Source organism: Microbacterium cucumeris, from assembly GCF_058349845.2.
This window is the reverse complement of sequence record NZ_JBYRIZ020000002.1, coordinates 274202-300422: the sequence shown is the minus strand read 5'-3', so window position 1 is coordinate 300422 and position 26221 is coordinate 274202. Positions and strand designations below refer to the sequence as shown.

At 69.9% G+C, this 26221-nt stretch carries 24 protein-coding genes; 12 read left to right on the top strand and 12 right to left on the bottom strand.

The features are described 5' to 3' along the window. Positions 1-28 precede the first annotated feature (28 nt). Positions 29-781, bottom strand: a complete 753-nt coding sequence (locus AC3RXZ_RS07995; protein ID WP_243230779.1) for an ABC transporter permease — start codon at positions 779-781, stop codon at positions 29-31. Further along, complete coding sequence (locus AC3RXZ_RS07990) at positions 778-1743, bottom strand: ABC transporter ATP-binding protein (protein ID WP_491493677.1); 966 nt, start codon at positions 1741-1743, stop codon at positions 778-780. Before AC3RXZ_RS07990 ends, AC3RXZ_RS07995 begins: the two co-directional genes overlap by 4 nt. A gap of 125 nt (positions 1744-1868) precedes the next feature. Between AC3RXZ_RS07990 and AC3RXZ_RS07985 the strand changes: the two genes are divergently transcribed. Then, positions 1869-2321 carry an NUDIX hydrolase gene (locus tag AC3RXZ_RS07985; RefSeq protein WP_491493676.1) on the top strand — a complete coding sequence of 151 codons (453 nt, stop codon included), beginning with the start codon at positions 1869-1871 and terminating at the stop codon, positions 2319-2321. Next, positions 2318-3118 (top strand): alpha/beta fold hydrolase, encoded by an 801-nt coding sequence (locus tag AC3RXZ_RS07980; RefSeq protein WP_491493675.1) that lies wholly within the window; start codon positions 2318-2320, stop codon positions 3116-3118. Before AC3RXZ_RS07985 ends, AC3RXZ_RS07980 begins: the two co-directional genes overlap by 4 nt. 39 nt (positions 3119-3157) lie before the next feature. On the opposite strand, the gene AC3RXZ_RS07975 is transcribed toward AC3RXZ_RS07980, so the two are convergent. Further along, entirely contained in the window at positions 3158-4336 is a 1179-nt protein-coding gene (locus AC3RXZ_RS07975; RefSeq protein ID WP_491493674.1) for a Cmx/CmrA family chloramphenicol efflux MFS transporter, read from the bottom strand. A gap of 271 nt (positions 4337-4607) precedes the next feature. Between AC3RXZ_RS07975 and AC3RXZ_RS07970 the strand changes: the two genes are divergently transcribed. Further along, positions 4608-5630: a DUF222 domain-containing protein gene (locus AC3RXZ_RS07970; protein ID WP_491493673.1), complete on the top strand. Its 1023-nt coding sequence runs from the start codon at positions 4608-4610 to the stop codon at positions 5628-5630. Positions 5631-5687: 57 nt separating this feature from the next. Continuing rightward, on the top strand, positions 5688-6083 hold the full coding sequence (locus tag AC3RXZ_RS07965; protein WP_491493672.1) for an HNH endonuclease signature motif containing protein: 396 nt from the start codon (positions 5688-5690) through the stop codon (positions 6081-6083). Positions 6084-6097: 14 nt separating this feature from the next. Here the strand turns inward: AC3RXZ_RS07965 and AC3RXZ_RS07960 are convergent, their stop codons facing one another. The 4 genes from AC3RXZ_RS07960 to AC3RXZ_RS07945 all read right to left on the bottom strand — a co-directional run bounded on the left by AC3RXZ_RS07960 (position 6098) and on the right by AC3RXZ_RS07945 (position 10274). Continuing rightward, entirely contained in the window at positions 6098-6445 is a 348-nt protein-coding gene (locus tag AC3RXZ_RS07960) for a TfoX/Sxy family protein (protein WP_491493814.1), read from the bottom strand. A 32-nt stretch (positions 6446-6477) separates the two neighbouring features. Then, positions 6478-6864 carry a VOC family protein gene (locus tag AC3RXZ_RS07955; RefSeq protein ID WP_243230770.1) on the bottom strand — a complete coding sequence of 129 codons (387 nt, stop codon included), beginning with the start codon at positions 6862-6864 and terminating at the stop codon, positions 6478-6480. A 128-nt stretch (positions 6865-6992) separates the two neighbouring features. Continuing rightward, positions 6993-8849 carry an FAD-dependent monooxygenase gene (locus tag AC3RXZ_RS07950; RefSeq protein WP_491493671.1) on the bottom strand — a complete coding sequence of 619 codons (1857 nt, stop codon included), beginning with the start codon at positions 8847-8849 and terminating at the stop codon, positions 6993-6995. Positions 8850-8900: 51 nt separating this feature from the next. Continuing rightward, positions 8901-10274 carry an MFS transporter gene (locus tag AC3RXZ_RS07945; RefSeq protein ID WP_491493670.1) on the bottom strand — a complete coding sequence of 458 codons (1374 nt, stop codon included), beginning with the start codon at positions 10272-10274 and terminating at the stop codon, positions 8901-8903. A gap of 124 nt (positions 10275-10398) precedes the next feature. Here AC3RXZ_RS07945 and AC3RXZ_RS07940 point away from each other — a divergent pair, with 124 nt between their 5' ends. Genes AC3RXZ_RS07940 through AC3RXZ_RS07915 form a run of 6 tightly spaced genes read left to right on the top strand, consistent with a single transcriptional unit; the run spans position 10399 to position 16796 of the window. Beyond that, positions 10399-11853, top strand: coding sequence for a fumarylacetoacetate hydrolase family protein (locus tag AC3RXZ_RS07940; protein ID WP_491493669.1), 1455 nt, complete (start codon positions 10399-10401; stop codon positions 11851-11853). Continuing rightward, on the top strand, positions 11850-12527 hold the full coding sequence (locus tag AC3RXZ_RS07935; protein WP_243230764.1) for a GntR family transcriptional regulator: 678 nt from the start codon (positions 11850-11852) through the stop codon (positions 12525-12527). The genes AC3RXZ_RS07940 and AC3RXZ_RS07935 overlap by 4 nt, the downstream gene beginning before the upstream one ends. 17 nt (positions 12528-12544) lie before the next feature. Then, positions 12545-14041, top strand: coding sequence for a 5-carboxymethyl-2-hydroxymuconate semialdehyde dehydrogenase (hpaE, locus tag AC3RXZ_RS07930; RefSeq protein ID WP_243230763.1), 1497 nt, complete (start codon positions 12545-12547; stop codon positions 14039-14041). Between the two features lie 25 nt (positions 14042-14066). After that, entirely contained in the window at positions 14067-15233 is a 1167-nt protein-coding gene (gene hpaD, locus AC3RXZ_RS07925; RefSeq protein WP_243230761.1) for a 3,4-dihydroxyphenylacetate 2,3-dioxygenase, read from the top strand. A gap of 10 nt (positions 15234-15243) precedes the next feature. Then, on the top strand, positions 15244-16029 hold the full coding sequence (locus tag AC3RXZ_RS07920) for a 2-keto-4-pentenoate hydratase (RefSeq protein WP_491493668.1): 786 nt from the start codon (positions 15244-15246) through the stop codon (positions 16027-16029). After that, a complete protein-coding gene (locus AC3RXZ_RS07915; protein WP_491493667.1) occupies positions 16014-16796 on the top strand; it encodes an HpcH/HpaI aldolase family protein in 783 nt (260 codons plus the stop codon). The genes AC3RXZ_RS07920 and AC3RXZ_RS07915 overlap by 16 nt, the downstream gene beginning before the upstream one ends. A gap of 162 nt (positions 16797-16958) precedes the next feature. Here AC3RXZ_RS07915 and AC3RXZ_RS07910 read toward each other — a convergent pair whose 3' ends face one another. Genes AC3RXZ_RS07910 through AC3RXZ_RS07890 form a run of 5 tightly spaced genes read right to left on the bottom strand, consistent with a single transcriptional unit; the run spans position 16959 to position 23776 of the window. Further along, positions 16959-18125, bottom strand: a complete 1167-nt coding sequence (locus AC3RXZ_RS07910) for an ROK family transcriptional regulator (RefSeq protein ID WP_491493666.1) — start codon at positions 18123-18125, stop codon at positions 16959-16961. A 9-nt stretch (positions 18126-18134) separates the two neighbouring features. After that, positions 18135-20564: a beta-xylosidase/alpha-l-arabinosidase gene (locus tag AC3RXZ_RS07905; RefSeq protein WP_491493665.1), complete on the bottom strand. Its 2430-nt coding sequence runs from the start codon at positions 20562-20564 to the stop codon at positions 18135-18137. Between the two features lie 17 nt (positions 20565-20581). Continuing rightward, the gene (locus tag AC3RXZ_RS07900; RefSeq protein WP_243230750.1) at positions 20582-21469 is read right to left on the bottom strand and encodes a carbohydrate ABC transporter permease; all 888 of its coding nucleotides are present in this window, start codon (positions 21467-21469) and stop codon (positions 20582-20584) included. Beyond that, positions 21466-22455 carry a carbohydrate ABC transporter permease gene (locus AC3RXZ_RS07895; RefSeq protein ID WP_491493813.1) on the bottom strand — a complete coding sequence of 330 codons (990 nt, stop codon included), beginning with the start codon at positions 22453-22455 and terminating at the stop codon, positions 21466-21468. Before AC3RXZ_RS07895 ends, AC3RXZ_RS07900 begins: the two co-directional genes overlap by 4 nt. Positions 22456-22483: 28 nt before the next feature. Further along, the gene (locus AC3RXZ_RS07890; RefSeq protein ID WP_491493664.1) at positions 22484-23776 is read right to left on the bottom strand and encodes an extracellular solute-binding protein; all 1293 of its coding nucleotides are present in this window, start codon (positions 23774-23776) and stop codon (positions 22484-22486) included. A gap of 148 nt (positions 23777-23924) precedes the next feature. Between AC3RXZ_RS07890 and AC3RXZ_RS07885 the strand changes: the two genes are divergently transcribed. Then, on the top strand, positions 23925-24923 hold the full coding sequence (locus tag AC3RXZ_RS07885) for a LacI family DNA-binding transcriptional regulator (RefSeq protein WP_243230747.1): 999 nt from the start codon (positions 23925-23927) through the stop codon (positions 24921-24923). 107 nt (positions 24924-25030) lie between these two features. Next, positions 25031-26221: a xylose isomerase gene (xylA, locus tag AC3RXZ_RS07880; protein WP_491493663.1), complete on the top strand. Its 1191-nt coding sequence runs from the start codon at positions 25031-25033 to the stop codon at positions 26219-26221.

The following is a 26221-nucleotide window of genomic DNA, read 5'->3' as shown; positions in this document are numbered from 1 at the left end:
CCACCTTGCCACGCCCGGCCCGCCCGGACTACCGGCGCGAACGCGCCCGCCGCGCCCCGGCGAACACCAGCAGCGAGAACACGACCAGCCACACGGCGATGTTCAGCAGCACCGCCCACAGGGGGTCGGTCTGCCCCGTGGTCAGCATGCCGTCCGTGAGCGGCCACCGGCACAGTGCGACGTAGCCGTACAGCGGCGTGAACCGGGCGATGTCGAGCATCACCCCGTCCAGCGGCATGAACACGTTCCCGAAGAACGCGAAGAAGGTCAGCGAGATCGAGGCCAGCGCCGCGGCCGTGTCGGAGGTGAAGAACAGGCCGACGCCCAGCCCGTACAGGCCATACATGAGCCCCGCTCCGAGGATGATCCCCGCCGACGCGACCCAGCGCCAGGCGTCCTCGGCTTCGGCTCCGGTGATCAGGCCGGCAGTGAACACGGCGATCAGGGCCAGCGCGGCGAACCCCACGGCCGTGACCAGCTTGGTCGCGGCGTATCCAGCCGTGCTGAGCGGGGTCATGGCGAGCTGACGCCCCCAGCCCTGCTTCGCCTCGACCGCGGCGAGCGAGGTCAGCGAGCTCATCGCCACGGCGGTGCCGTACGCCGCCATGGACACCATGACGTAGAACGAGACGTTGCCGTGCCCGGCAGGCTGGCCGCCGTAGGCGGCGCTCGCCCCGAACAGCAGGTACATGACGACCGGCATCGTCAGGGTGAAGGCGAGCGTGTACGGATTGCGCAGCTGGCGGACGGCCTCGATGCGCAGCATGGTCGACGAGATCATCGTTCAACCTCCGTCAGAGCGGTGAAGGCGGTTTCCAGAGTCGGAGCGGCGATCTCCAGGTCGCGGGCACCGGCATCCAGCAGGGCGGAGGCGACCGCGTCGGAGTCCACGGCGAGCAGGCTCACGCGATCGGCGTCCCGGCGCAGGTCGGTGACGCCTTCGTGCGCGTTCAGCATCGCGAGGAGATCGTCTGCGGCATCCGCCGCTCGGGTCGGCAGGGTCGCCGAGACGCGTCTTGCACCCAGACCCGCGCGCAGCTGCGCGGTCGGCGCGTCGGCGACCACCCGGCCGCGATGCATGACGACCGTGCGGTGCGCGAACTGCTCGGCCTCTTCGAGGTAGTGCGTGGCGAAGAGGATGGTGCGGCCGGCCGCGGCATCCGTGCGCATGACGTCCCAGAAGTGTCGCCGCGCGGTCACATCCATCCCGGCGGTGGGCTCGTCCAGGACGAGGATGTCGGGATCGGCGACCAGCGCGAGAGCGAATCGGATGCGCTGCTGCTCTCCCCCCGAGCACTTCACGACCCGGCGCCGCGCGATCCCGTCGAGGTCGGCGCGCTCGAGCACCTCGGGAACCCGCGCGAGAGACGCGGGTCCGTGCAGCGAGGCGATGAGGCTCACGGTCTCGCGCACGGTCAGGTCCGAGAGCAGTCCTCCGGTCTGCAGGACCGCCCCGATCGCGCCCCGCGATGCCGCATGCTGGGGACGCTCCCCCAGCACGCGGACTCTCCCTTCGCTGGGTTCGGAGAGGCCGAGCAGGATGTCGAGCGTCGTGGTCTTGCCCGCGCCGTTCGGACCGAGCAGAGCGACGACCTCACCGCGCGCGATGGCGAGGGTGACATCGTCGACCGCCTGGACACGGCGATCGCCGTGACCGAAGTGGCGGCGCATGCCGGTGAACTCGATCGCCGGTTGGGACGACGTTCCGGTGGACGCGACGGGCGCCGGACTGAGTGTGTGCATGCTTCCAGGCTGGCCAGGAGATGAGCGGACCGCCGGAGGGAGATGTCATCGATCGGACGTGACGCGTGTCACGAGGCGGGCGGGGATCGAGGCGTCGAGGCCGTCTCGTGCCCTAGAGTTCTCAGATGCCCGCGATCCGCAACATCAGTGTCGGCCTGCCCGTGAAGGACGGTCACGTCCTGGTGCTGTGCGGTCGCGACCGGTCGCTCGGGCAGGACTTCTATCGCGCGATCGGCGGAGGGATCGAGTTCGGCGAACGGGCGGAGGAAGCCCTGCACCGCGAGTTCAGGGAGGAGCTGGACGTGACCCTCGACGGTTCGACCCTGCTCGCCGTGTCCGAGAACCTCTTCACCTACGAGGGCGAGCCCGGCCACGAGATCGCACACATCTTCGCGGTCGCCTCTGCCGAGTTGGATGCCCTGCCGCTGGAAGCCGAACTGGAGGTGCTGGACGAGGGCTCCCCGGTGCGCTGGGTGCCGGTCGCCGAGCTCCGCGACGGAGTCCGCCCGCTGTTCCCCTCCGGCGCCCCGCACGCGCTGTTCGCACTCGCGGACGAGCCCGTGATCGCTGACGCATGAGCGCGTCGCTGTCGCGGCTGACCCGCCCGGACGCGGACATCGCGTTCTGGGACTCGGGCGGTGGCGGCCCGGCGGTCGTCCTCTGCCACGGCGCCGGCATGGACCGGACGATGTTCGAGGCACCTGCTGCCGCGCTGGTGGATGCCGGGTACCGTGTCGTCTCCTGGGATCTGCGGGGGCACGGGCGATCGACGCTCGCCGCGGCATCCCGGTTCACGGCTGCGGACATCCTCGACGACCTGACGGCGCTGCTGGATCGATGCGGCGTCGAGCGCGCCGTCCTCGTCGGGCACTCGCTCGGAGGGAACCTCGTGCAGGCGTTCGCGCGCACACGGCCGGAACGGACCGCGGGCCTGGTCGTCCTGGACTCGACGTGGAACACGGGGCCTCTGACCCGGTGGGAGCGGTGGGGGCTGCGGCTCGCGGCGCCGTCGCTCGCGCTGGTGCCCGCGCGTTCCCTGCCCGGGATCATGGCCCGGGCTTCGGCCGTCTCCCCCTCCGCGATCGCCCGCACCGAGGCGACCTTCGCGCGGATGCCGAAGCGCCTGTTCCTCGACGTCTGGCGTGCGACGGTCTCGTTCGTCGAGCCGGATCCCGCCTACCGCTGTCCGGTTCCACTCGCTCTCGTCCGGGGAGCCGCGGACCGCACCGGCAACATCGCCACCGCCATGCCGCGCTGGGCTCTGGCCGAAGGGATCGTCGAGCACGTGATCCCGGATGCCGGTCACATCGTCACGTGGGACGCCCCCGAGGAGACGTCGCGGGTTCTGCTGAGCATCCTGGACGGCTGGAGGTGATGCCCGCACGGCGATCGGCGACGTACGGGCATCACGACTTCATCCGGTCGCCGTGACGACGGCGGTCAGCACGGCCCGCGACAGCGCCATGATCGCGAGGGCGATCGCGACGAGGGCGCACGCGACCCAGACGGGCGCGATCGGTTCCCCTCCGATGGCGAGCGCGATCGCTCCGAGCGCAGGGCCGACGGCGGCACCGAGGTTCAGCGCGGCCGTGGCATAGGAGCCGCCCATCGTCGGCGCGCCCGAGGCCGCGTACAGCACTCGGGCGATGACGGTGCTCCCGACGCCGAAGGACAGAAGACCTTGGACGAGCACCATGGCGATCAGCATCCCCGGATGTCCCGAGGTGAGCGCCAGAACGCACCATCCCGACAGCAGCAGGGGGCCGCCGACAGCGAGAACGAGTCCTGGACGGCGGTCCGACAGCCGACCCGCGATCGTGACACCGAGGAATGACCCGATGCCGAACATCACGAGCATGACCGGAACCCAGGCGTCGGGGAGTCCCGCGTTCTCCGTCACGAGTGGAGCCAGGAACGTCAGGGCCGTGAAGGTGCCGCCGTTGATCAGTGCGCCGAGCGTCATCATGAGGAGGAGCTGCGGTGACACCAGCAACAGGCGGAGTTCGTCGCGAAGAGCCGGTGGGCGGGCACCCGGCGCAGATCCGAGCGGGCGACTCGGGATGCTACCGACGACGCCGAGAGCGGCGGGAACGCACAGGATCGCGATCACCCAGAACGTCGCCCGCCAGCCCGCCATGTCGCCCAGCAGGGCACCAGCGGGGACGCCGGCGACGGTGGCGATCGTCGTGCCAGAGAGCAGGATCGACAGAGCACGTCCCTTCCGGTCAGCGGGCACCAGGCTGGTGGCGGTGCTCAGCGCCACAGCGAGGAAGCCGGCGCTCGCCAGCGCGCTGACGGCGCGCATGACGAGAAGAACGGGAAACGCGGACGTCATCGCGCCGATCGCATGGCAGCCGGCGAACGCGCAAAGGAACACGAGCAGCGCGACCCGCGGTGGCCAGCGTCGGGCGAACGCCGCCATCAGCGGGGCGCCGACGACCATTCCGACGGCGAAGGCGGAGGTCAGCAGTCCGGCGACACCGATGGTCACATCGAGATCGGTCGCCATCGCGGAGATCAGCCCCGCGAGCATGAATTCCGAGGTGCCCATGACGAAGACCGCCAGGGCGAGCAGGTAGAGGGAGAAAGGCATCGAGTACTCCGAGGTGAGAGATCGGGAACAGGTTCTTCTCGTCACCACGCCTGCAGCGGGAGTCGCCGGATCACGCCCGCGCAGAGGGCGGGCGTCGTGTCAGCGGTTCACGGGGCTGGCGGTGCGACCGGCAGCCCCTGACCTGTCTGATTCCGGACTCGACATGGCACAGAACTGTACACGGCTCCGTCTTCGTCCTTCTGCCCGGAGGCTGTGGACAACTCCGGTCTCGGCCGGGTCGAATGTCGGTGGCCCCGCGTTGAATGGGGGTATGCACAGCACTGCGGCAGTTCTCGATCGGGTCGTCTCCGACCTCGATCTCACGATCGCGGAAACTGTGCGCTCCTCTGGTCTGGACGCGATGTCGGATGCGGAGAGGATGGATGTTCTCCGGCTGGCCGGCGAGGCTCAGCGCCGCGTGGAGGCGCTGGTGGTCGAGACGGTCGCATCGGTCGACGGTCGCCCCGCCGGTTCCGGCGTGCCGACATTCCCTGCGGTGTTCGGGTGCCGGAACATGAACGAGCTGCTCCAGCGCGTGCTGCGGGTGGACGCGTCCGGCGCGGCACGGATCGTGAAGTCCGCCGGTGCCGTGCACCGGGATGTGGAGCTCACCACGGGCGCGCCGCTGGAACCGCGCTGGCCTGCGCTGCGCGAGGCTCTCTTGGACGGAGTCATCGGCATCGCCGGGCTGATCGCGGCGATCGATCCGATCGATCGGACTCGCGATCGCATCAGCGGCGGAGACCGCCTGCGTGCCGACGCAGAGCTCGCCGCCTGCGCGCGAGGCCTCGACGCCGCCGCGGAGGAGGCGCCGGACGACGGGGAGTTCCCGAACCCGGCGCCGCCCGCGACGCCGGACGATCTGCGTCAGTTCGCCCAGTTGATCGCGACCTATCTGGATCCGGACGGGTCCGCTCCGACCGAGGCGCAGGCGGCGCAGAACCGCTCACTCACGATCGGGCGCCTGCGCGATGGGGTCTATCCGCTTCGCGGTGCGCTGATGCCCGAGGCCTACGGGCAGCTCAGACTCATCCTGGACGCGCTGAACAATCCCAGGGTCGATGGCGCGCCCGACCTGGGCGTGGCCTTCCATGACAGCGCGCATTCCGACGACGATTTCCTCGCGGATGACGACGAGTTCAACTCGGACCCGCGCAACGTGATCGATCCGCGCACGGTCGCTCAGAAGCAGCATGACGCGCTCGCCTTCGCCCTCGGGATCGCCGCCCGTCATGACGAGATGCCCTCGCTCGGCGGGGCTGCGCCCACACTCGTCGTGCAGGTGGAGGCCTAGGACTTCGTCCGCGGCACCGGGTGGGCGCACGTCGCCGGCGTCGACGAGCCGGTGCCGGTGTCGGTCGCCGCCCACGCCGCGTGTTCGGCGACGATCCAGCGCGTCCTGTTCCACGAGGGCCGCATCGTCGGGATCAGCACGACGGATCGGGTCTTCACCGTCCACCAGCGCCGCGCGATCGTGCTCCGCGACAAGGAATGCCTCATTCCGGGGTGTCACGTTCCCGCATCCTGGTGCGAGATCCACCACGTCGTCGAGCATGCACGCGGCGGCCCCACCCACACCGACAACGGGGTGCCGCTCTGCTGGTGGCACCACCGCACGATCGACCACTCCGGATGGAGCATCCGCATGGTGGGAGGCACGCCCCAGATCCGCGGCCCGGCATGGTGGGATCCGCATCAAGAGTGGCGAACGCCCCGAGCCTCGCTGCCGGCCTGGGTGGGCGGGTGAGGTCGCCGGATTCGCTAGACCGCGCCGCCCGTCACCGTCCGGTTGTGCTCCATCGCGACGCCTGTCCAGAAACGCAGACCGGCGTCCTCGGCGACGGCGGACGCCGCGACCTCGATCCACCCCGGCCCCATGTCGCGTCCTGCGCCCATCTCCGCCTGCGTCGCTCCGGGAATCCGGAGCAGCTCCTCGTGCCGGTCGGCTGAGACCCGCACGAGGAGATCACCCCTCTTGAGAGCCGCAGCCACCATCTTCTCGTTCACCATGAACGCGCGGCCGCCGAACATCGACACCTCTCGGACGACCGGCTCATCACCGAACACCGCTCGCAGCCGAGCGACGAGCTCCGCCTGCTCCGGAGACATCACGCCGGCCGCCGGCCTGCCACCCGCACGCCTCAGGCCTGGTTCGCGGCCGAGTAGTCCGGCAGCTCCTGGAGGGTCCAGGTGTTCCCGTCGGGATCGTCGAACGTGACGAAACGTCCCCAGGCCTGCTCATCGACGCCCTGCGCCTCGACGCCGACCTCGCGCAGCTGAGCGAGAGCCGCGTCCGCATCCGGCACGACGACCTGGATCGAGTTCTGCTGTCCCGGCTCCATCCCCTCGCCGAGGCCCGTGCCGAAGGCGATCGAGCAGGCCGACCCCGGCGGAGTCATCTGCACGAACCGCAGGCCCTCGTACGGCGTCTGATCGTGATCGGCGTTGAAGCCGATCCTGACATAGAAGTCCTTCGCCCGGTCGACGTCGCTCACCGGCACGAAGATCAGCTCGATCTTCCAGTCCATCGCCCACACCTCCACGGCGGGAGTCTCCCGCCCGAGTCCAAGCTAGAGCGGCCCGACGACACGCACCACCCCTTTCGACCCGGCCAGCAGAGGGTACCTGCACGATCAGCCCGGATCCGCCGGCGCGATCAGGACGCGGGCAGGAAAGCCCCCTCCAGGAACGCGGCCAACTCGTCCACGCCCTCCAGAGGCAGGATCGCGGCCACATACTGATCCGGCCGTACCACGACGACGACCCCGTCCCGAGAAAGCTCGCGCGCCTCGAAGATGTCCGTCTGCGTCCACTTCGACGGCCCTGCGGCATAGGCCTTCTCCCAGTCCGCCAGTCCCAGCGGCCCGGTCCGGGGCCGGAACAGCTCGGGCATCGTCGTGACCTCGAGCTCTTCGAAGGGCTGCTGATGCACGGCCTTCACGTCGAAGACCGCGTCGACGTCGGCATCCGACGGGGTGAAGCGGGCGAAGACCTCCGCCGCCGACAGCGCCCAGGCCGACAGCGCCGTCCCATCCCGGTCGCCGAACGCGTAGACCCGCCACCGGCCGTCGGCCCTCGCGTGGTGGCCCAGATGGACCACGTTGCCGTCCGCGACCCGGACCACCTCTGCCGACGTGAAGCGCTTGCCCAGAGGGAACCCGGCTGCGAGCGTCTGGTGCGCATCGGAGCCGGTGATCATCGATTCGGTGTACTGCGTCATGAACCCCGACGGGAACTCCGCGGTCGCGAGGTAATACGTGGCGAGGTCGTTCGGGTCGGAGATCTCCTCCGGCTTGCGCGCCATCAGCGACGACCATTCCCGGTCGAAGTCGATCAGCTGCTGCGCCACCGGTCGCCGCTCGGCGCCGTAAGTGGCCAGCAGCGACTCGGGCGAGCGCCCCGTCAGCACCGCGCCCAGCTTCCAGCCCAGGTTGAACCCGTCCTGCATCGACACGTTCATCCCCTGCCCGGCCTTCGCGCTGTGGGTGTGGCACGCGTCTCCGGTCAGGAAGACCCTCGGCGTCCGTCCGGATCCGTCGATCACGTCGTCGAAACCGTCCGTGACGCGATGGCCGACCTCGTAGACGCTGTGCCATGCGACCTCCCTCACGTCGAGCGTGTAGGGATGCAGGATCTCGTTGGCCTTGGCGATGATCGTCTCGATCGGGGTCTGGCGCACGCGGTGCTGATCGTCCTCCGGCACTTCGCCCAGGTCGATGTACATCCGGCTGAGGTACCCGCCCTCGCGCGGGATGTGCAGGATGTTCCCGGCCTCGGCGTTGATCGCGCACTTGGTGCGCCAATCCGGGAAGTCCGTGTTCACCAGCACGTCCATGACACCCCAGGCGTGCGCCGAGACACCCCCGACGTGCTTGCGGCCGATCGCGTCGCGAACCCCGCTGCGCGCCCCGTCGCAGCCGACGACGAACTTCGCCCGCACCGTGCGCTCGCCCTCGGCATCCTTCAGGTTCACCTCGACCGGGAAGTCCCCGTCCTCGTGGACGACGAGTCCCGCGAACTCGACGCCGTAGTCGGGCACGATCCGTCCCGGCCCGTGCGCGGCCGCCTCGGCGAAGTAGTCCAGCACGCGCGCCTGATTCACGATCAGATGCGGGAACTCGCAGATGTCGTAGGCGTAGTCGGCCGTGCGCGAGGTGCGCCGGATGTTCTGCGGGTTCTCCGGGTCCGGTCCCCAGAAGTTCATCCACCCGATGTTGTACGCCTCGGCGATGATGCGCTCGGCGAACCCGAACGCCTGGAACGTCTCGACGCTGCGCGGCTGGATGCCATCAGCCTGGCCGAGCTCGAGGCGCCCTTCGCGCTTCTCGATGATGCGCGTCGTGACCTCCGGGAACTGGGACATCTGCGCGGCCAGCAGCATGCCGGCGGGCCCCGACCCGACGATCAGCACGTCGACCTCGTCCGGCAGATCGGTCGGGCGGTCGACGCCCGTCCCGGAGGCCGGCAGCACCCGGGGGTCCTGCGAGACGTAGCCGTGGTGGTGGAACTGCATGGGATCTCCTTCTGCGGGGCGGATGCCGCAGCATCCGCCCCGGGAAACGGTTCAGGCCTTGGCGAGGCCGTAGATCGGGCTGACCGCCTGCTCCTGCTCGTGGTCAGGACCGAGCGGGATGCCGCTGCGGTCGCGCAGCAGCAGAGTGGCGGCGAGGCCGATCAGGGTCATACCGGCGAGGTACCAGGTCACCCCGGCGGTGGACCCGGTCACCTGGACGATCCACTGCGCGATCGTCGGGGCGAACGCGCCGCCCGCGATCGCGCCGACCGCGTACGAGATCGAGACGCCGGAGAAGCGGATGGATGCCGGGAACAGCTCGGTGTACAGCGCCGCCTGCGGGCCGTAGGTCAGCCCGAGGCCGATCGTGAGGATGACGAGCCCGAGGCCGAGCATCACGACGTTGCCCGTGTTCACCAGCGGGAAGAGGGCGACGACGCCGACGAGCTGCAGGATCCAGCCCACGATGTACGTGTTGCGTCGTCCGAGCCGATCGGCCATCCAGCCGCCCACCGCCGTGAACAGGAGCCAGGACACCGCCGAGACGGTCACCGCCCACAACACGTCAGAGGTCTGCAGCCCGACCGGACCGGCCGGATCGGTCGCGTACCGCTGCACGTAGCCACCCGTCGTCATGTAGCCGACCGCGTTGTTGCCCGCGAAGACGAGGGCCGTGATGATCACCAGCGGCGTGTGCTTGCGGAACAGCTGCACGATGGGCATCCGGGTCTGCTCCTTGCGCTCGGCCAGCTCCGTGAAGACCGGGCTCTCCTCGACACGGCGCCGCACGTAGTAGCCGATCAGGATCAGGACGACGCTGAGCAGGAACGGGATGCGCCAGCCCCACGCCAGGAACCACTCCTGCCCGGGAAGGGCGACGATCGCCAGCACCGCCGAGGCGAGCAGGAGGCCGAGCGGAACGCCCATCTGCGGGGAAGCGCCGAAGATCCCTCGCCGGGCCCGCGGGGCGTGCTCGACGGCCATCAGCACCGCGCCGCCCCACTCGCCGCCGGCCGAGATGCCCTGAAGGATGCGCAGCAGGATCAGCAGGACGGGCGCGGCCATGCCGATCATCTCGAACGTCGGCAGAAGACCCACCAGGGTGGTCGCGACGCCCATCAGGATCAGGGTCAGCATGAGCACCAGTCGCCGGCCGTACTTGTCGCCGAGGTGGCCGGCCAGGAACGCGCCGAGCGGACGGAACAGGAAGCTGATGCCGACGGTGATGAAGGCGAGGATCTGCGCGAACCCCTCACCCGCCGGGGCGAAGAAGAGCTGCGCGAAGACGAGCCCCGCGGCCGACGCGTAGATGAAGAAGTCGTACCACTCGACGGTGGTACCGACCACCGTCGCGAAGACGACGCGCCGCCGGTCGGCGGCGGTGGCGATGGTGCCGGTCGGCGTGAAGCCGGGGTGATCAGTCATTGATGCTCCTTGGACGACGTCGCTGTCTTCGGGGGCGGGAACGATGCTTGCCACCCGATGCGGCGATGATATACGATTTCGAATATTCCGCACAAGCGGCAGCACGACGCAAGGAGGCGCACCCGTGACCGACCCGATCGCCCGACCGGGCAAGATCATCGCGATCCACCTCAGCTATGCCTCCCGTGCCGCGCAGCGCGGACGCCGGCCCGCCCACCCCTCCTACTTCTTCAAGCCCGCCAGCTCCGTCGCGGCATCCGGCGGCGTCGTCGAACGACCAGCCGGCACCGAGCTGCTCGCCTTCGAGAGCGAGATCGCGCTGATCATCGGGGCACCGGCCCGCCGGGTGCGCCTCGAGGACGCCTGGTCCCACGTCGCATCGGTGACCGCCGCGAACGATCTGGGACTGTACGACCTGCGCGCGAACGACAAGGGCTCCAACGTCCGCTCCAAGGGCGGCGACGGGTACACGCCGCTCGGCCCCGGACTCATCGACGCTCGCGCGGTCGATCCCGGCTCCCTGCGTGTGCGCGCCTGGGTCAACGGCGAGCTCCGCCAGGACGACACGACCGCCGGCCTGATCTTCCCGCTCCCCCAGCTCGTCGCCGACCTCTCCCAGCACTTCACGCTGGAGACCGGAGACGTGATCCTCACCGGCACACCGGCCGGTTCGTCGGTCATCGTCCCCGGAGACGTGGTCGAGGTCGAAGTGGATGCCGGTGAGCTCACAACCGGACGGCTGACGACGACGGTGGTTCAGGGAGACGTGCCCTTCGATCCGGCACTGGGTTCGCTTCCCGCCGTCGACGACCTGCAGCGCGCGGAGGCGTGGGGAACGCCCGCGCCGGGCCCGTCGGGCGAGGGGGCACCGGCAACCGGCACGACGATCAGCGCTGCGCTGCGGGAGAAACTGGAAGCCGCCCCCACCGCCGGGCTGTCCAGCCAGCTGCGGGGGCGCGGCATCACCGCCTGCTTCATCGACGGGGTCTCGGCGAACATCGCGGGGGCGAAGATCGTCGGCACCGCGCGGACGCTGCGCTTCGTGCCCTTCCGTGAGGACCTGTTCGCCTCGCACGGCGGCGGGTACAACGCGCAGAAGCGCGTCTTCGACGCCGTCGGCGAGGGCGAGGTCATCGTCATCGAGGCCCGCGGCGACGCCGCCACCGGCACACTCGGGGACATCCTCGCGCTGCGCGCCAGGACGCGCGGCGCGGCCGGTGTCGTCACCGACGGGGGCGTCCGCGACTTCGACGCGGTCGCCGAGATCGGCCTGCCGGTGTTCTCGCAGGGAGCGCATCCGTCCGTGCTCGGCCGCAGGCATGTGCCGTGGGAGTCCGACGTCGCGATCGCGTGCGGCGGAGCGACCGTCCTTCCCGGAGACATCATCGTCGGCGACGGAGACGGCGTGCTCGTCATCCCGCCCGGAATCGCCGAGGAGGTCGCCGACGCGGCCCTGGCGCAGGAGGACGAGGACGCCTGGATCGCCGAGCAGGTCGCCGCCGGTCACGCCGTGGACGGACTGTTCCCGATGAACGCGCACTGGCGCGCCCGCTACGAGACCGACAAGGGCCGATCATGACGAAGACCCTCAGCAAGTCGCAGCGTGCGTACCACTGGATCAAGGAGCGCATCGCGGCGCAGACCTACACGCCCGGCTATCGCCTGGTGCTCGGTGCGATCGCGGGCGAGCTCGACATGAGCGTGGTCCCCGTCCGCGAGGCGATCCGCCAGCTCGAGGCCGAGGGGCTCGTCGAGTTCGAGCACAACGTCGGCGCGCGCGTCGCCATGGTCGACGACGCGCAGTACCGGCACAGCATGGAGGCCCTCAGCATCCTGGAGGGCACCGCGACCGCCCTCGCCGCCCCCGCGCTCACCGTCGAGGACCTGCGCGCCGCGCGCGCCATCAACGACGAGATGATCCAGACCCTGGACCACTTCGATCCCTCCGCGTTCACCGCGCTGAACCACCGCTTCCACGCGACGCTCATCGCCCCGTGCCCCAATCCCCGCCTGCATGAGCTCGTCACGGCTGAGTGGGCGCGGCTGAGCCGCCTGCGCGACTCCACATTCAGCTTCGTCCCCGGCCGCGCCCACGAATCCGTGCGCGAGCACGAGGAGATCGTCGCGCTCATCGAACGCGGCGCCGCGCTGAACGAGATCGAGCACGCCGCCCGCCGGCATCACGCCGCGACGCTGGACGCCTACCTCGACCACGAGCATCCCGACGAGGCCGTCGGAATGCACATCCTCTGAACACACCAGGAGAAGACATGACCGGCTCCCGCATCCCCGCAGACCTCCCCGACCGCATCCGGCACTACATCGACGGCGCGTTCGCCGACTCGGTCGACGGCAGCACCTTCGACGTGCTGGATCCCGTGACGAACGAGACCTACACGACCGCTGCGGCCGGAGGGAAGGCCGACATCGATCTCGCCGTCGCTGCCGCCAAGCGCGCGTTCGACGACGGCCCCTGGCCGCGCATGCTCCCCCGCGAGCGCAGCCGCGTCCTGCACCGCATCGCCGACATCGTCGAGTCACGCGATCAGCGCCTCGCAGAGCTGGAGAGCTTCGACTCGGGCCTTCCGATCGCCCAGGCCCTCGGTCAGGCCCGCCGCGCCGCCGAGAACTTCCGCTTCTTCGCGGACCTCATCGTCGCCCAGTCCGACGACACGTTCAAGGTCCCCGGCCGCCAGATCAACTACGTCAACCGCAAGCCGATCGGCGTCGCGGGCCTCATCACGCCGTGGAACACGCCGTTCATGCTGGAGTCGTGGAAGCTCGGCCCCGCGCTCGCGACCGGCAACACGGTCGTCCTCAAGCCCGCCGAGTTCACGCCGCTGTCGGCCTCGTTGTGGGCCGGGATCTTCGAGGAGGCGGGGCTCCCGCAGGGCGTCTTCAACCTCGTGAACGGGCTCGGAGAGGATGCCGGGGACGCCCTCGTGAAGCATCCGGACGTCCCGCTCATCTCCTTCACGGGTGAGAGCCGCACGGGGCAGATCATCTTCGGCAACGCCGCACCGCACCTGAAGGGCCTGTCGATGGAGCTGGGCGGCAAGTCCCCGGCCGTCGTCTTCGCCGACGCGGATCTGGATGCCGCGATCGACGCCACGATCTTCGGGGTGTTCTCCCTCAACGGCGAGCGCTGCACGGCCGGCAGCCGCATCCTCGTGGAGCGCAGCGTCTACGACGAGTTCGTCGAGCGCTACGCGGCGCAGGCGAAGCGCGTGAAGGTCGGCTATCCGCACGACCCGGCGACCGAGGTCGGCGCACTCGTGCACCCGGAGCACTACGACAAGGTCATGTCGTACGTCGAGATCGGCAAGACGGAGGGGAGGCTCGTCGCCGGAGGCGGTCGCCCCGACGGGTTCGACACCGGCAACTTCGTCGCCCCCACGGTGTTCGCCGACGTGGCCCCCGAAGCCCGGATCTTCCAGGAGGAGATCTTCGGTCCCGTCGTCGCGATCACTCCGTTCGACTCGGACGAGGAGGCGCTGACGCTCGCGAACGGCGTGAAGTACGGCCTGGCCGCCTACATCTGGACCAACGATCTCAAGCGCGCCCACAACTTCGCCGGCTCCGTCGAGGCCGGCATGGTGTGGCTGAACAGCAACAACGTGCGCGACCTGCGCACGCCCTTCGGCGGGGTGAAGGCCTCCGGACTGGGCCACGAGGGCGGATACCGTTCGATCGACTTCTACACCGATCAGCAGGCCGTGCACATCACGCTGGGTGCGGTCCACAATCCCACGTTCGGCAAGAACTGAACCCAGTACCGGCAAGGACGCTGACATGACCAATCGCGAAGACATGACGCTGACCTCCTCTGGCTTCTACGTGAGCCAGGAGGCGCCGATCCAGACCGACGACCCGACCCCGACGCCGACCAGCACTCCCCCGGACGTGCTGCGCTGCGCCTACATGGAGCTCGTCGTGACCGATCTCGCGGCCTCCCGCACTTTCTACGTCGACATCCTGGGGCTGTATGTGACCGAGGAGGACGACGAGGCGATCTACCTGCGCTCCACCGAGGAGTTCATCCACCACAACCTCGTGCTGCGCAAGGGGCCGGTGGCCGCCGTCGCCGTGTTCTCGTACCGCGTGCGCGAGCCCGCGGACCTCGACCGCGCCGTGGACTTCTACACCGAGCTCGGCTGCGACGTGCGCCGCAACCCCGACGGCTTCGTGAAGGGCATCGGCGACTCGGTGCGCGTGGTCGATCCGCTGGGCTTCCCCTACGAGTTCTTCCACCAGACCGAGCACCAGGAGCGGATGTCCTGGCGATACGACCTGCACGTCCCCGGCGAGCTCGTGCGTCTGGACCACTTCAATCAGGTCACCCCGGACGTCCCGCGCGCCGTGAAGTTCATGCAGGACCTCGGCTTCCGCGTCACGGAGGACATCCAGGACGAGGAGGGCACGGTGTACGCCGCGTGGATGCGTCGCAAGCCCACCGTGCACGACACCGCCATGACCGGAGGCGACGGGCCGCGCATGCACCACGTGTGCTTCGCCACGCACGAGAAGCACAACATCCTCGCGATCTGCGACAAGCTCGGTGCGCTCCGCCGCTCCGACGCGATCGAGCGCGGACCCGGCCGGCACGGCGTGAGCAACGCGTTCTACCTGTATCTGCGCGATCCCGACGGCCATCGCGTCGAGGTGTACACGCAGGACTACTACACCGGCGACCCGGACAATCCCGTCGTCACCTGGGACGTGCACGACAACCAGCGCCGCGACTGGTGGGGCAATCCGGTCGTTCCGTCCTGGTACACGGATGCCTCGCTCGTGCTCGATCTCGACGGCGACCCTCAGCCGGTGCGCGCCCGCACGGACAGCAGCGAGATGGCCGTGACGATCGGCGCTGACGGATTCAGCTACACCCGCTCCCGCGAGGGCGAGGAGTCGATGCCCGAATGGAAGCAGGGCGAGTACAAGCTCGGACACCAGCTGTGAGGGGCGACGGATGCTGACTCCGACGCAGATCGCCGAGATCGCCGCCGAGCTCGCCGAGGCCCACCGGACGCACGGGGTGATCCCGCGCATCACGGCGCGCTTCCCCGAGGCGACGATCGAGGATTCCTACGCGATCCAGGGAGTCTGGCGCGACGCCCAGATCGCCGCGGGGCGACGTCTGGTCGGTCGCAAGATCGGACTGACCTCGAAGGCGATGCAGCAGGCCACGGGGATCACCGAGCCGGACTACGGCGTGATGTTCGACGACACGGTGCACGCATCAGGAGCCGAGATCGCGTTCGACGAATTCTCGAACGTGCGCGTCGAGGTCGAGCTGGCGTTCGTGCTCGCGCGCCCGCTCGAGGGGCCGGACTGCACGCTCGAGGACGCCGTGGCGGCGATCGACTACGCCGTGCCCGCCCTCGAAGTGCTGAACTCGCACATCGAGCTGGAAGGGCGCACGATCGTCGACACGATCAGCGACAACGCCGCCTACGGCGCGATGGTGCTCGGTGACGTTCACCGGAGACCCGACGAGATCGATCTGCGCTGGGTGCCGGGAGTCCTGAGTCGCAACGGCGAGATCGAGGAGACCGGCGTCGCCGCCGGCGTCCTCGGCCACCCGGCGACAGGGGTGGCGTGGCTGGCGAACAAGTTCCACCAGCACGGCGCGCGTCTGGAGGCGGGAGAGATCATCCTGGCAGGATCGTTCACGCGTCCGATGTGGGTGTCGAAGGGCGACACCGTCGTGTGCGACTACCGCGAGATGGGAACGATCGAATGCCGCTTCCTCTAGCCCCGTCCTTCCGCGAGCGCCTCGCGTCCGCCGATCGGCCGCAGATCGGCATGTGGGTGTGCTCGGGCAGCCCGGTCATCGCCGAGATCGCCGCAGGGTCCGGGGTCGACTGGCTCCTCATCGACATGGAGCACTCCGCGAACTCGCTCGAGTCCGTGCTGCACCAGCTGCAGGCCGTCGCCGCCTACGGCGTCGCCCCGCTCGTGCGCGTGCCGTGGAACGACCCGGTGATCATCAAGCAGGTGCTCGACCTCGGCGCGCAGAACATCATCGTTCCGATGGTGTCGTCGGCCGCGGAAGCCGAAGCCGCGGTCGCGGCGATGCGGTACCCGCCGCACGGGATCCGCGGTGTCGGGAGCGCCCTGTCGCGCAGCGCGCGCTGGAACCGTGTGGACGGCTATCTCCAGGACGCCGCCTCGCACCTGTCGCTCATCGTGCAGATCGAGACGGCGGCCGGAGTCGAGCACGCGGCCGAGATCGCCGCGGTCGACGGGGTCGACGCCGTCTTCGTCGGACCGTCGGATCTCGCGGCATCTCTGGGGCACCTCGGCCAGCAGACGCACCCCGAGGTGGTGGATGCCGTGACGCGCACGTTCACGGCGGTGACGGCCACCGGCACGGCCGTCGGGGTGAACGCGTTCGACCCGGCCGCCGCCGACGCCTACATCGCACAGGGCGCGGACTTCGTCGCCGTGGGCGCGGACGTCGCGATGCTCGCGCGGAGCTCGGAAGCCCTCGCGGAGCGGTTCGCACGCACTCCCGGCTGAGCGAGGACGGTGGAGGCGAGCGAGACGAAGCGGAGGGTTGCCGTTCGGCATCAACCGCGTTTCGACTCGCTCCGCTCGCTCAACGAACGGAGGGAGGGATCCGGACAACCGCTCGCTCAACGAACGAGATGAGGGGCGCTCGACGAACGGAGAGCGCGCGCGTCAGCGGGCCGCCAGAGGGTCCGCGAGCAGCGGAGCGAACGCGGCCTCGGCAGCGCCGATCAGGAGGCGGTCCGCCCCCAGGGCCGCCGCGCGCAATTCGACCTGTTCAGCGGGTGCCTGCAGCGCCCCCGCGCGCACGTCCGCGTCGAACCCCTCCGGGTCCCGATCCCGCAGCATCGCGAGGAAGCCCCCCAGGACGACGACCGAGGGGTTGAGCACGTTGACGGCGTTGGCGAGTGTCGCGGTGAGGATGCGCCGCTGCCGGCCGATCTCCGCGACGACGCCCGCATCGTTCGTCGCGGCCAGCACGGCGGCGAGGGCTGCGTCGTCGACGGCCCCGAGCCGAGCGGCCTGCAGCAGCCGCGCTCTGTTCACCTCGTCCTCGAGGACGCCGCCGTCCGTGCGGCGGTCGGCGTCGGAGAGGATGCCCGGCCTGGTCTGGCCCCATTCGCCCGCGTAGCCCCCGGCCCCGGAGATCAGCCGTCCGTCGAGGATGAGACCGCCGCCGATGCCGCTCGCGCCGCCGTTGAGATAGACGACGTCGCGGTGCTCGCGCGCCGCTCCGAAGAGCCGCTCTGCCCGCGCTCCGAGAGAGGCGTCGTTGCCGACGGACACGGGCAGATCGAGCGTCGAGGCGAGCCGGTCCGCGATCGGCTCGTCGCGCCAGTCGAGGTGCGGCGCGAGGCGCACGATGCCGTCCTCGGCACGCACCAGGCCCGGCACGGCGAGTCCGACGCCGATGATGCGCGCGTCCGGGAACCGCGCGCGCCACTCCCGTACGAACCGCGCGACGGCGTCGACGACGACCTCGGGCTGCGGTGACTGCGAGAACGCGACGCGAGTCCGCTCGCGCACGCCGCCGCCGAGCGAGATCGCCCCGAGCTCGATCGCGTCGACCTCGGGGTTCACCGCGATCGCGACCACGTCCGGACTCGGGGCGACGATCGGGGAGGGCCGTCCGACCCGTCGGGTCGCATCCGGCTCCTGCTCGACGACCAGACCGCGCGAGGCGAGCTCGGCGACGAGGTCGGCGACGGTCGAGCGGTTCAGCCCCGTGTCGGCGGTGAGCGCGGCTCGCGAACGCGCACCGCGATGGTGCACCAGCCGCAGCACCTCGCCGAGATTCGTCCGGCGTACGCCCTCGACCGTCGTCGCTCGTTCGTTCATCCGCCCAGGCTATCGATGAGCGGCCGCCATGCCGGGCTCCTCCACGCGTACGGCTGCGATCCTCGCGTCGTCCGGACCGACCTCGCGCACGCCGCCCGCCAGCCGCACCGTGTGCGGCGGCGTCGCCGTGCCCGGAAGACGCCGCCGGGCCCGCGTCCGCTCGTTCGAGATCGCTCCGCCGGTCGCATCCTCGTGATCCTCGTCGGCGGACGCCTCGGCATGGGAGGCGACCCAGACCAGGACGTCTCCCGGCTCGACGACGCGCCGCATCCGCCGATCCGTGAAGGCGAAGCGCGCGGCCGGAACGTCGAAGCACACCCTGCGGCGTTCCCCGGCCGCCAGCTCCACCCGCGCATAGGCGAGCAGCTGCGCGACAGGGCGCGTCACGGATGCCACGACATCCCGTCCGTAGAGCTGGACGACCTCCGCCCCGTCCCGCTCCCCCGTGTTCACCACGGTGACGGCGGCCGTGAACGCACCGTCGGTCGCCGCATCCTCGGAGACCACGACGTCCTCGTAGGCGAACGTCGTGTAGCTCAGCCCGAATCCGAAGGGGCGAAGCGGCGTCGGGTCGGCGGCCGTCACGGCGCTCGGCCCGCCCAGGAGGGGATGCCGGTAGCCGTACGGCTGGGCCCCGGCGGAGCGCGGCAGGCTCAGCGGCATCCGCCCCGACGGAGTGACCGCCCCGGTCAGCACGTCGGCGATCGCCGTGCCGCCCTCCTCGCCGGGGAAGAACGCCTGCAGCACGGCCGCAGGACGCGCCCCGTCGCCGTCGAGCGCCCAGGAGATCGCGTAGGGCCGCCCGGTGACGAGGACGAGGACGACCGGCGTGCCCGTGGCGGCGACGCGCTCCACGAGCTCGCGCTGGACGCCGGGGAGTTCGAGGGAGTCCACGTCGTTTCCCTCCCCCACGGTGCCCCGCCCGAAGAGCCCCGCCTGGTCGCCGACCACCACGACGGCCACGTCGGCGGACGCCGCGGCCCGCGCCGCGTCATCGAAGCCGGAACGGTCATCGCCCTCGACCTCGGCCCCGCGCACGGGGACGATGTCCGCGTCGGGCAGCGCGCGCCGGAGAGCGTCGTGCACCGTGGGGATCTCGAACCCGATCTCCGTGCCGGGATGATGAGCCAGCACGTGATTGGCGAACGAATAGCAGCCCTGCAGCGCATCCGCGCGGTCGGCATTGGGACCGATCAGCGCGATCCGGCGGGCGCTGCGAGCCAGCGGGAGCACGCCGTCGTTCGACAGCAGCACGAGCGACTCCGCCGCGAGCCGGCGCGCGACCGCGCGGTGACGCGGAGTGTCGAGGTCGACGATCGCCGGCGCCTCGTCCTCGAAGGCCGCCGGATCGAGCAGCCCGAGCTGCTCCTTCTGGGTGAGCACGCGGATCACCGCGCGGTCGAGGTAGCGCTCGTCGAGCGCCCCCGTACGCACCTTATCGACGAGCGGCGCGAGGAAGGCGTCGCCGGAGGGCAGTTCGACGTCGATGCCCGCCGTCAGCGCGAGCGCCGCCGCCTCGCCCCGGTCCGCGGCGACGGCGTGCATGACCTCGAGGAAGGCCACGGCGAAGTAGTCCGCGACCACGACTCCGTCGAATCCCAGACGTTCGCGGAGCAGCCCCGTCAGCAGATCCGGGTCCGCCGCCACCGGCACCCCGTCGATCTCGGCGTAGCTGTTCATGACGCCGTGCACGCCGCCGTCCCGGATCGCCATCTCGAACGGCGGGAGGAACACGTCGGCCACCTCCCGGGGTCCTGCCGACACCGGAGCGTGATTGCGGCCCGCGGCGGACCCGGAGTACCCGAGGAAGTGCTTCAGCGTGGCGTGGACTCCGGAGGACTGCAGCCCGCGCACGAACGCGGTCCCCACCGTCCCCACGAGGTAGGGATCCTCGCCGATGCACTCGTCGACGCGTCCCCATCGCGGATCCCGCACGACATCGAGCACGGGCGCGAGGCCCTGGTGGATGCCGAGGCCCCGCATGGACTCCCCGATCAGTCCCGCCATCTCCGTCACGAGGTCCGGATCGAAGGCGGCGCCCCACGCGAGCGGCGTCGGGAACGTCGCCGCCTTCCACGCCGCCAGACCCGTCAGGCACTCCTCGTGGACGAGGGCGGGGATGCCGAGACGCGTCTCACCCTTCAGCCGACGCTGCTCCGCCCAGAGCCACTGCGCGCGCTGCGCGGCATCCACCGGCCGGGTGCCGTACACCCTCGTGTAGTGGCCGATGCCGTCGCGCGTGATCTCGGCCAGTGCGCCGGGGGCCGCGCCGCGTGCCATCTCGTCCTGCATCGGGGCGACGACCTCGCCGCCCTGGTCGAGCCAGTAGCCGACCAGCTGTGCGGCCTTCTCCTCGAGCGTCATGCGCGCGAGCAGGTCCGACACGCGATCGGACGCCGTCGGGAATGCGGGTACGTCGGCCGTCATCTCGTTCTCCATCTGTCCCTCGTCCTGTCTCAGCCCTTGACCGCGCCGGTCAGCCCGCCCACGATGCGCCGCTCGAACATGCTGAAGAAGATCAGCGCCGGCAGCATCGACAGCGATGTGTACGCCAGCACCCTGGCCGTGTCGACGGAGTACTGCGAGGCGAAGTTCTGCACGCCGAGCGGCAGGGTGAACAGCGCCGGATCGTTCAGGATGAACAGCGGCAGCATGTAGCCGTTCCAGGCGCCGATGAACGCGAGGATGCCGACGGTGATGACACCCGGCAGGCTCAGCGGGATCACCATCCGCCAGAAGAAGCCGAGTCGCGACGCGCCGTCGATCGAGGCGGCCTCCTCCAGCTCGCGCGGGATCGCGCGCAGGAACGGGACCAGGATGATGATCGTGGTCGGCAGCGCGAAGGCGATCTGCGGCAGGATGATGCCGCCCAGGCTGTTGACGAGACCGAGGTTGCGGATCATCAGGTACAGCGGTGTGATCGCGACGGTCACCGGGAACATCAGCCCGGCGGCGAACAGCGAGTACATCACCGCCTTGCCCGAGAAGTCGTAGCGCGCGATCACATAGCTCGCCATGACGCCCAGGACGACCGCTCCCAGCGTCGTGCCGACGGCGGAGAGCGTGGAGTTCAGCATCGCAGTCCAGAACTCGCTGCTGGCGAGCACGTCCGTGTAGTTCGCGATCTCCCACGGGTCTGGCCAGGCGGACGGGTCGTTCGTGATCTGGGAGTTCGTCCGGAACCCGCCGACGATGATGTACAACAGGGGCGTCACGCAGATCGTGATGAGCACGAGGGCGAGCAGGTACACGCCGGGGCTCCCCCAGCGCACTCCCGATTCGGCCCGCCTGCGGCGGGAGCCGACCGCCTGGATCGCCACGGAGGTCTTGAGTGCGTCGGTCATCGCCTGCGCCCCTTTCGGCTGTCTCCGGTCAGCGCACCCTCGGTGTCGCGCCGCAGCACGAACCGCTGATAGATGAGCGCGACCACGAGCGAGACGAGGAACAGCATCACGGCGACCGCGTTGCCGAAGCCGTAGTTCCCGGCCAGGTGGCCGTTCTGGTACATGTACGTGGCCATGGTCGACGTTCCGGCGGTGGCGGCGATGTACTGCCCCCAGATGATGTTCACGAGATCGAACAGCTGGAGTGAGCCGATGATCGACAGGAACGCCCAGATCCGGATCGTCGGACCGAGCAGCGGCAGCGTGATGCTCCACTGCGCGCGCCAGAATCCGGCGCCGTCGATCGCCGCGGCCTCGTACAGTTCCTCGGGGATCGACTGCATGCCGGCGAGCATGAGGATCACGGCGAAGCCGATGTACTTCCAGGTGATGATGACCATCAGCGACCACATCGCGATGGACGGGTCCGCGATCCAGGACTGCTGGAACGCACCGAGGCCGACCTTCTCGAGGAGCGAGTTCAGCGCCCCGGCATCCTGGAGCATCAGGCTCCACCCCGTGCCGACCACGACCTCGGCGATCACGTAGGGAGCGAAGATCAGCACGCGGATCACCGATCGCCCGCGGATCCTCTGGTTCAGCAGCAGCGCGAACAGGATCGCGATCGGTCCCTGCATCACGAGCGAAAGGACCACGATGATGAAGTTGTGCAGCACTGCCTGGCGGAACGTGTCGTCCTGCAGCATGAGCACGTAGTTGTCGAGCCCGACGAACTCGGTCGGCCAGCCGAAGCCGTTCCACCGGAAGAAGCCGTAGAAGCCGGCCATCAGCACAGGGACGATGACGAAGCCGAGGAAGACCACCAGGGCGGGGCCCGCGAGGAGCGCGATCTCGCCGCGCTTGCGCCAGTCAGGCCGCGGGGATCGCCGTGCCGGGACCTCGTCGGTCCCGGCACGGGTGCTCTTCGCAGGCGCCGGCGTGTCCATCAGCGCCTGAGAATCGGTCATCGGCGGATCAGCCCCTCGCCGCCGCGTTCGCGATGCCGTCGACGAGCTTCTGCGGGTCGCCCTGACCCGCCAGCATCTCGACGACCCCGGTGTTCAGAGCGTTGCCGACGTTCTGTCCGAGCGCGGTGTCCAGCCACAGCGACACGTAGGGCGCGTTGCCGTACGCCTCGAGCAGCGGGATCAGCGACGGGTCGGTGACGGCCCCCTTGGCGTCCTGGGACGCCGGGATGGTCTGGAACGCCTCGGCGTACTTCTCCTGCCACTCGGTCGAGGAGACGAAGTTGAGGAACTCCTCGCAGGCCGCGGGAGAGTCCGCCGAGCAGGAGTATCCGTCGACGCCGCCCATCATCGCGCCGGGTGCGCCGTCGCCGCCGTCCACTTCGGGGAACGGGAACCAGCCGAGGTCCGCCAGCGGCTCCTGGTCCGGGGTCAGGCTCGCGATGACGCCCACGTCCCAGGCGCCCATCAGCTCCATGGCCGCCTTGTGGTTGGCCACGAGCCCGGCCGACGAGTTCGCGCCCTGCTGGGCGGACGTGGTGAGGAAGCCCTCGTTGAACGGCTCGATCGAGGCGAACTCGTCGAGGTTCTCGGCGGCATCCAGCCAGCACTGGTCGGTGAAGTCGGGGTCGGTGACGAGGTTCTGCACGACCTCCTGGCCGCACGCGCGCAGCGCGAAGAAGTAGTACCAGTGCGCCGCGGGCCAGGCGTCCTTCGCGCCGAGGGCGATCGGCGCGACGCCGGACGCCTTGAGCTTGTCGACGGCGTCGGCCAGCTCGTCGATCGTGGTCGGCTCCTCGGTGATCCCCGCCGCCTCGAACAGGTCCTTGCTGTAGAAGATGCCGCCGGGCAGCACGGCGCTCGGCACGCCGTAGATCTTGCCGTCCACGGTGAAGGCCGCGAACGGGGCGTCGCCGAAGGCCGTCTTGACGTCCTCGTCGACGAGGTCGGTGAGGTCCTTGACCTTGCCGGCGCTGACGATGTCGGCGAGCTTGCCTCCGCCTCGGGCCATGAAGATGTCCGGCATGTCCCCGGAGTTGACGGCGGTCTGGAGCTTGCCGTCCATGTCCTCGTTCTGGATCGAGGTGACCTCGATCGTGACGTCGGGGTTCTCCTCGTGGAAGGCCGCCGCCGCGTCCGCCCAGTACTGCTTGCCGTCACCGGTGGTCGAGTTGTGCCACATCGTGAGGGTGGTCTCGCCGCCGTCGGCCTGTTCACCACCGCCGCCCGTGCACGCCGTCAGCCCGAGCATTCCCAGCGCCGCGACGGCCGCACCGGCGGCCCATGTCCTGCGCATCTTCATGCTGTGTCTCCTCTTCATCGAGTTCGTGCAGCCGGGCGACGTCTATTTGTTGCCAGCCACACCAATGGGTTGTGCGCCCACTCTGACACTCGGGACACGGCGATGTCAATCGTTATCGATATCGTTTTCTCTTCGTTATGCTGGCGATATGAACCGACGGCCGACCATCACCGACGTCGCACGCACGGCGGGAGTCTCCGTGGCGACCGTCTCGAAGGCGATCAACGGCCGCGACGGCGTGTCCGCCGCGACGCTCGAACACGTCCTCGGCGTCGTGGCCGAGCTCGGGTACGAGAGCTCGCTGGTCGCGACCTCCATGCGGCGCGGGCGCACGAACGTCATCGGCGTCCTCGTCGCCGAGTTCGAGCCGTTCGCCCTGGAACTGCTGCGCGGCGTGTCCACCGCCCTGCAGGACACCCCGTACGACGTGCTCGCCTACGCAGGGACGGTGTCCGCGGGCGACCACCTCGGCTGGGAGCATCGTTCGCTGTCGCGTCTGGGCGGCACGCTGATCGACGGTGCGATCCTCGTCACCCCCACCACGGCTCCCACGCGGGCATCCGTGCCCATCGTCGCGATCGACCCGCACACGGGTCCGGACGGCCCCGCGACCGTGTCCGTCGTCAATCTCGACGGAGCTCGCGCGGCGACCGAGTACCTCCTGTCGCTCGGCCACCGTCGCATCGGGCATCTGCGCGGACGCACGGATCTCGAGTCGGCGCAGCAGCGCGAGCGCGGATACCGGGAAGCGCTGGCCGGCGCGGGAATCCCGTTCGACCCCGCTCTCGTCGCCGACGGCGGGTACCGCACAGCGGGAGCGACTGCGGGAGCCCACGCACTGCTCGACGTCGCCGACCGGCCGACGGCGGTCTTCGCCGCCAACGACCTGTCGGCGATCGAGATGATCCGTGTGGCGTCCGAGCGGGGACTGCGAGTGCCCGAGGACCTGTCCGTCGTGGGGTTCGACGACATCCCGGAGGCCTCGTCACACGCGCCGCAGCTGACCACCGTGCGTCAGCCGCTCCCCGCCATGGGGGCTGCCGCCGTCAGGATCCTGCTGGGGATGCTCGACGGCGGCGAACCGGAGCACGTCCGCATGCCCGCCGAGCTGATCGTCCGCGGCTCCACGGCGACGTTCGCCGCCTGATCCGCGGAAGGGCGGCGGACGGGCCGCCCCAGGCGTTGCCTTCCGGGCTCGGGGTTGATATGTTCTAGCTCACAACAATTCACCACCGATGTTGAAAGCGATGCGTCATGTCCCTCACCCCCACCCGCGATGACAAGTTCTCCTTCGGTCTCTGGACGATCGGGTACAACGGCACCGACCCGTTCGGCGGTCCGACCCGCCCCGCGCTCGACGTGGTGCACGCCGTCGAGAAGCTCGCCGAACTCGGCGCGTACGGCCTGACGTTCCACGACGACGACCTGTTCGCCTTCGGCTCCTCGGATGCCGAGCGTCAGACGCAGATCGACCGCCTGAAGGGCGCCCTGGCCGACACCGGTCTCGTCGTCCCGATGGTCACCACGAACCTCTTCAGCGCCCCCGTGTTCAAGGACGGCGGCTTCACCTCGAACGACCGCGACGTACGCCGCTACGCCCTGCGCAAGGTGTTCCGCCAGCTCGACCTCGGCGCCGAGCTGGGCGCGAAGACGTTCGTCATGTGGGGCGGCCGCGAGGGCGCCGAGTACGACTCCGCCAAGGACATCCGGGCCGCGCTCGAGCGCTACCGCGAGGCCGTGAACCTGCTGGGCGACTACGTCACCGACAAGGGCTACGACATCCGCTTCGCGATCGAGCCCAAGCCCAACGAGCCGCGCGGCGACATCCTGCTTCCGACCCTCGGCCACGCGATCGCGTTCATCGACTCGCTCGAGCGCCCGGAGCTCGTCGGACTCAACCCCGAGGTCGGCCACGAGCAGATGGCGGGGCTGAACTTCGCCGCCGGCATCGCGCAGGCGCTGTACCACGGCAAGCTCTTCCACATCGACCTGAACGGCCAGCGGGGCATCAAGTACGACCAGGACCTGGTGTTCGGCCACGGCGACCTGCACAACGCGTTCGCCCTCGTGGACCTTCTCGAGAACGGCGGCCCCGGCGGCGTCCCGGCCTACGAGGGTCCCCGGCACTTCGACTACAAGCCGAGCCGCACCGAGGACGAGAACGGCGTATGGGACTCGGCCGCGGCCAACATGCGCACCTACCTGCTGCTCAAGGAGCGCGCCGCGGCGTTCCGCGCCGACCCCGAGGTGCAGGAGGCCCTGGCCGCCGCGAAGGTCGACGAGCTGTCGGCCCCGACGCTGAACCCGGGCGAGAGCTACGACGACTTCCTCGCCGACCGCTCGGCCTACGAGGACTTCGACGCCGATGCCTACCTCGGCGGCAAGGGCTTCGGATTCGTGCGCCTGCAGCAGCTCGCCACCGAGCACCTGCTCGGGGCACGCTGA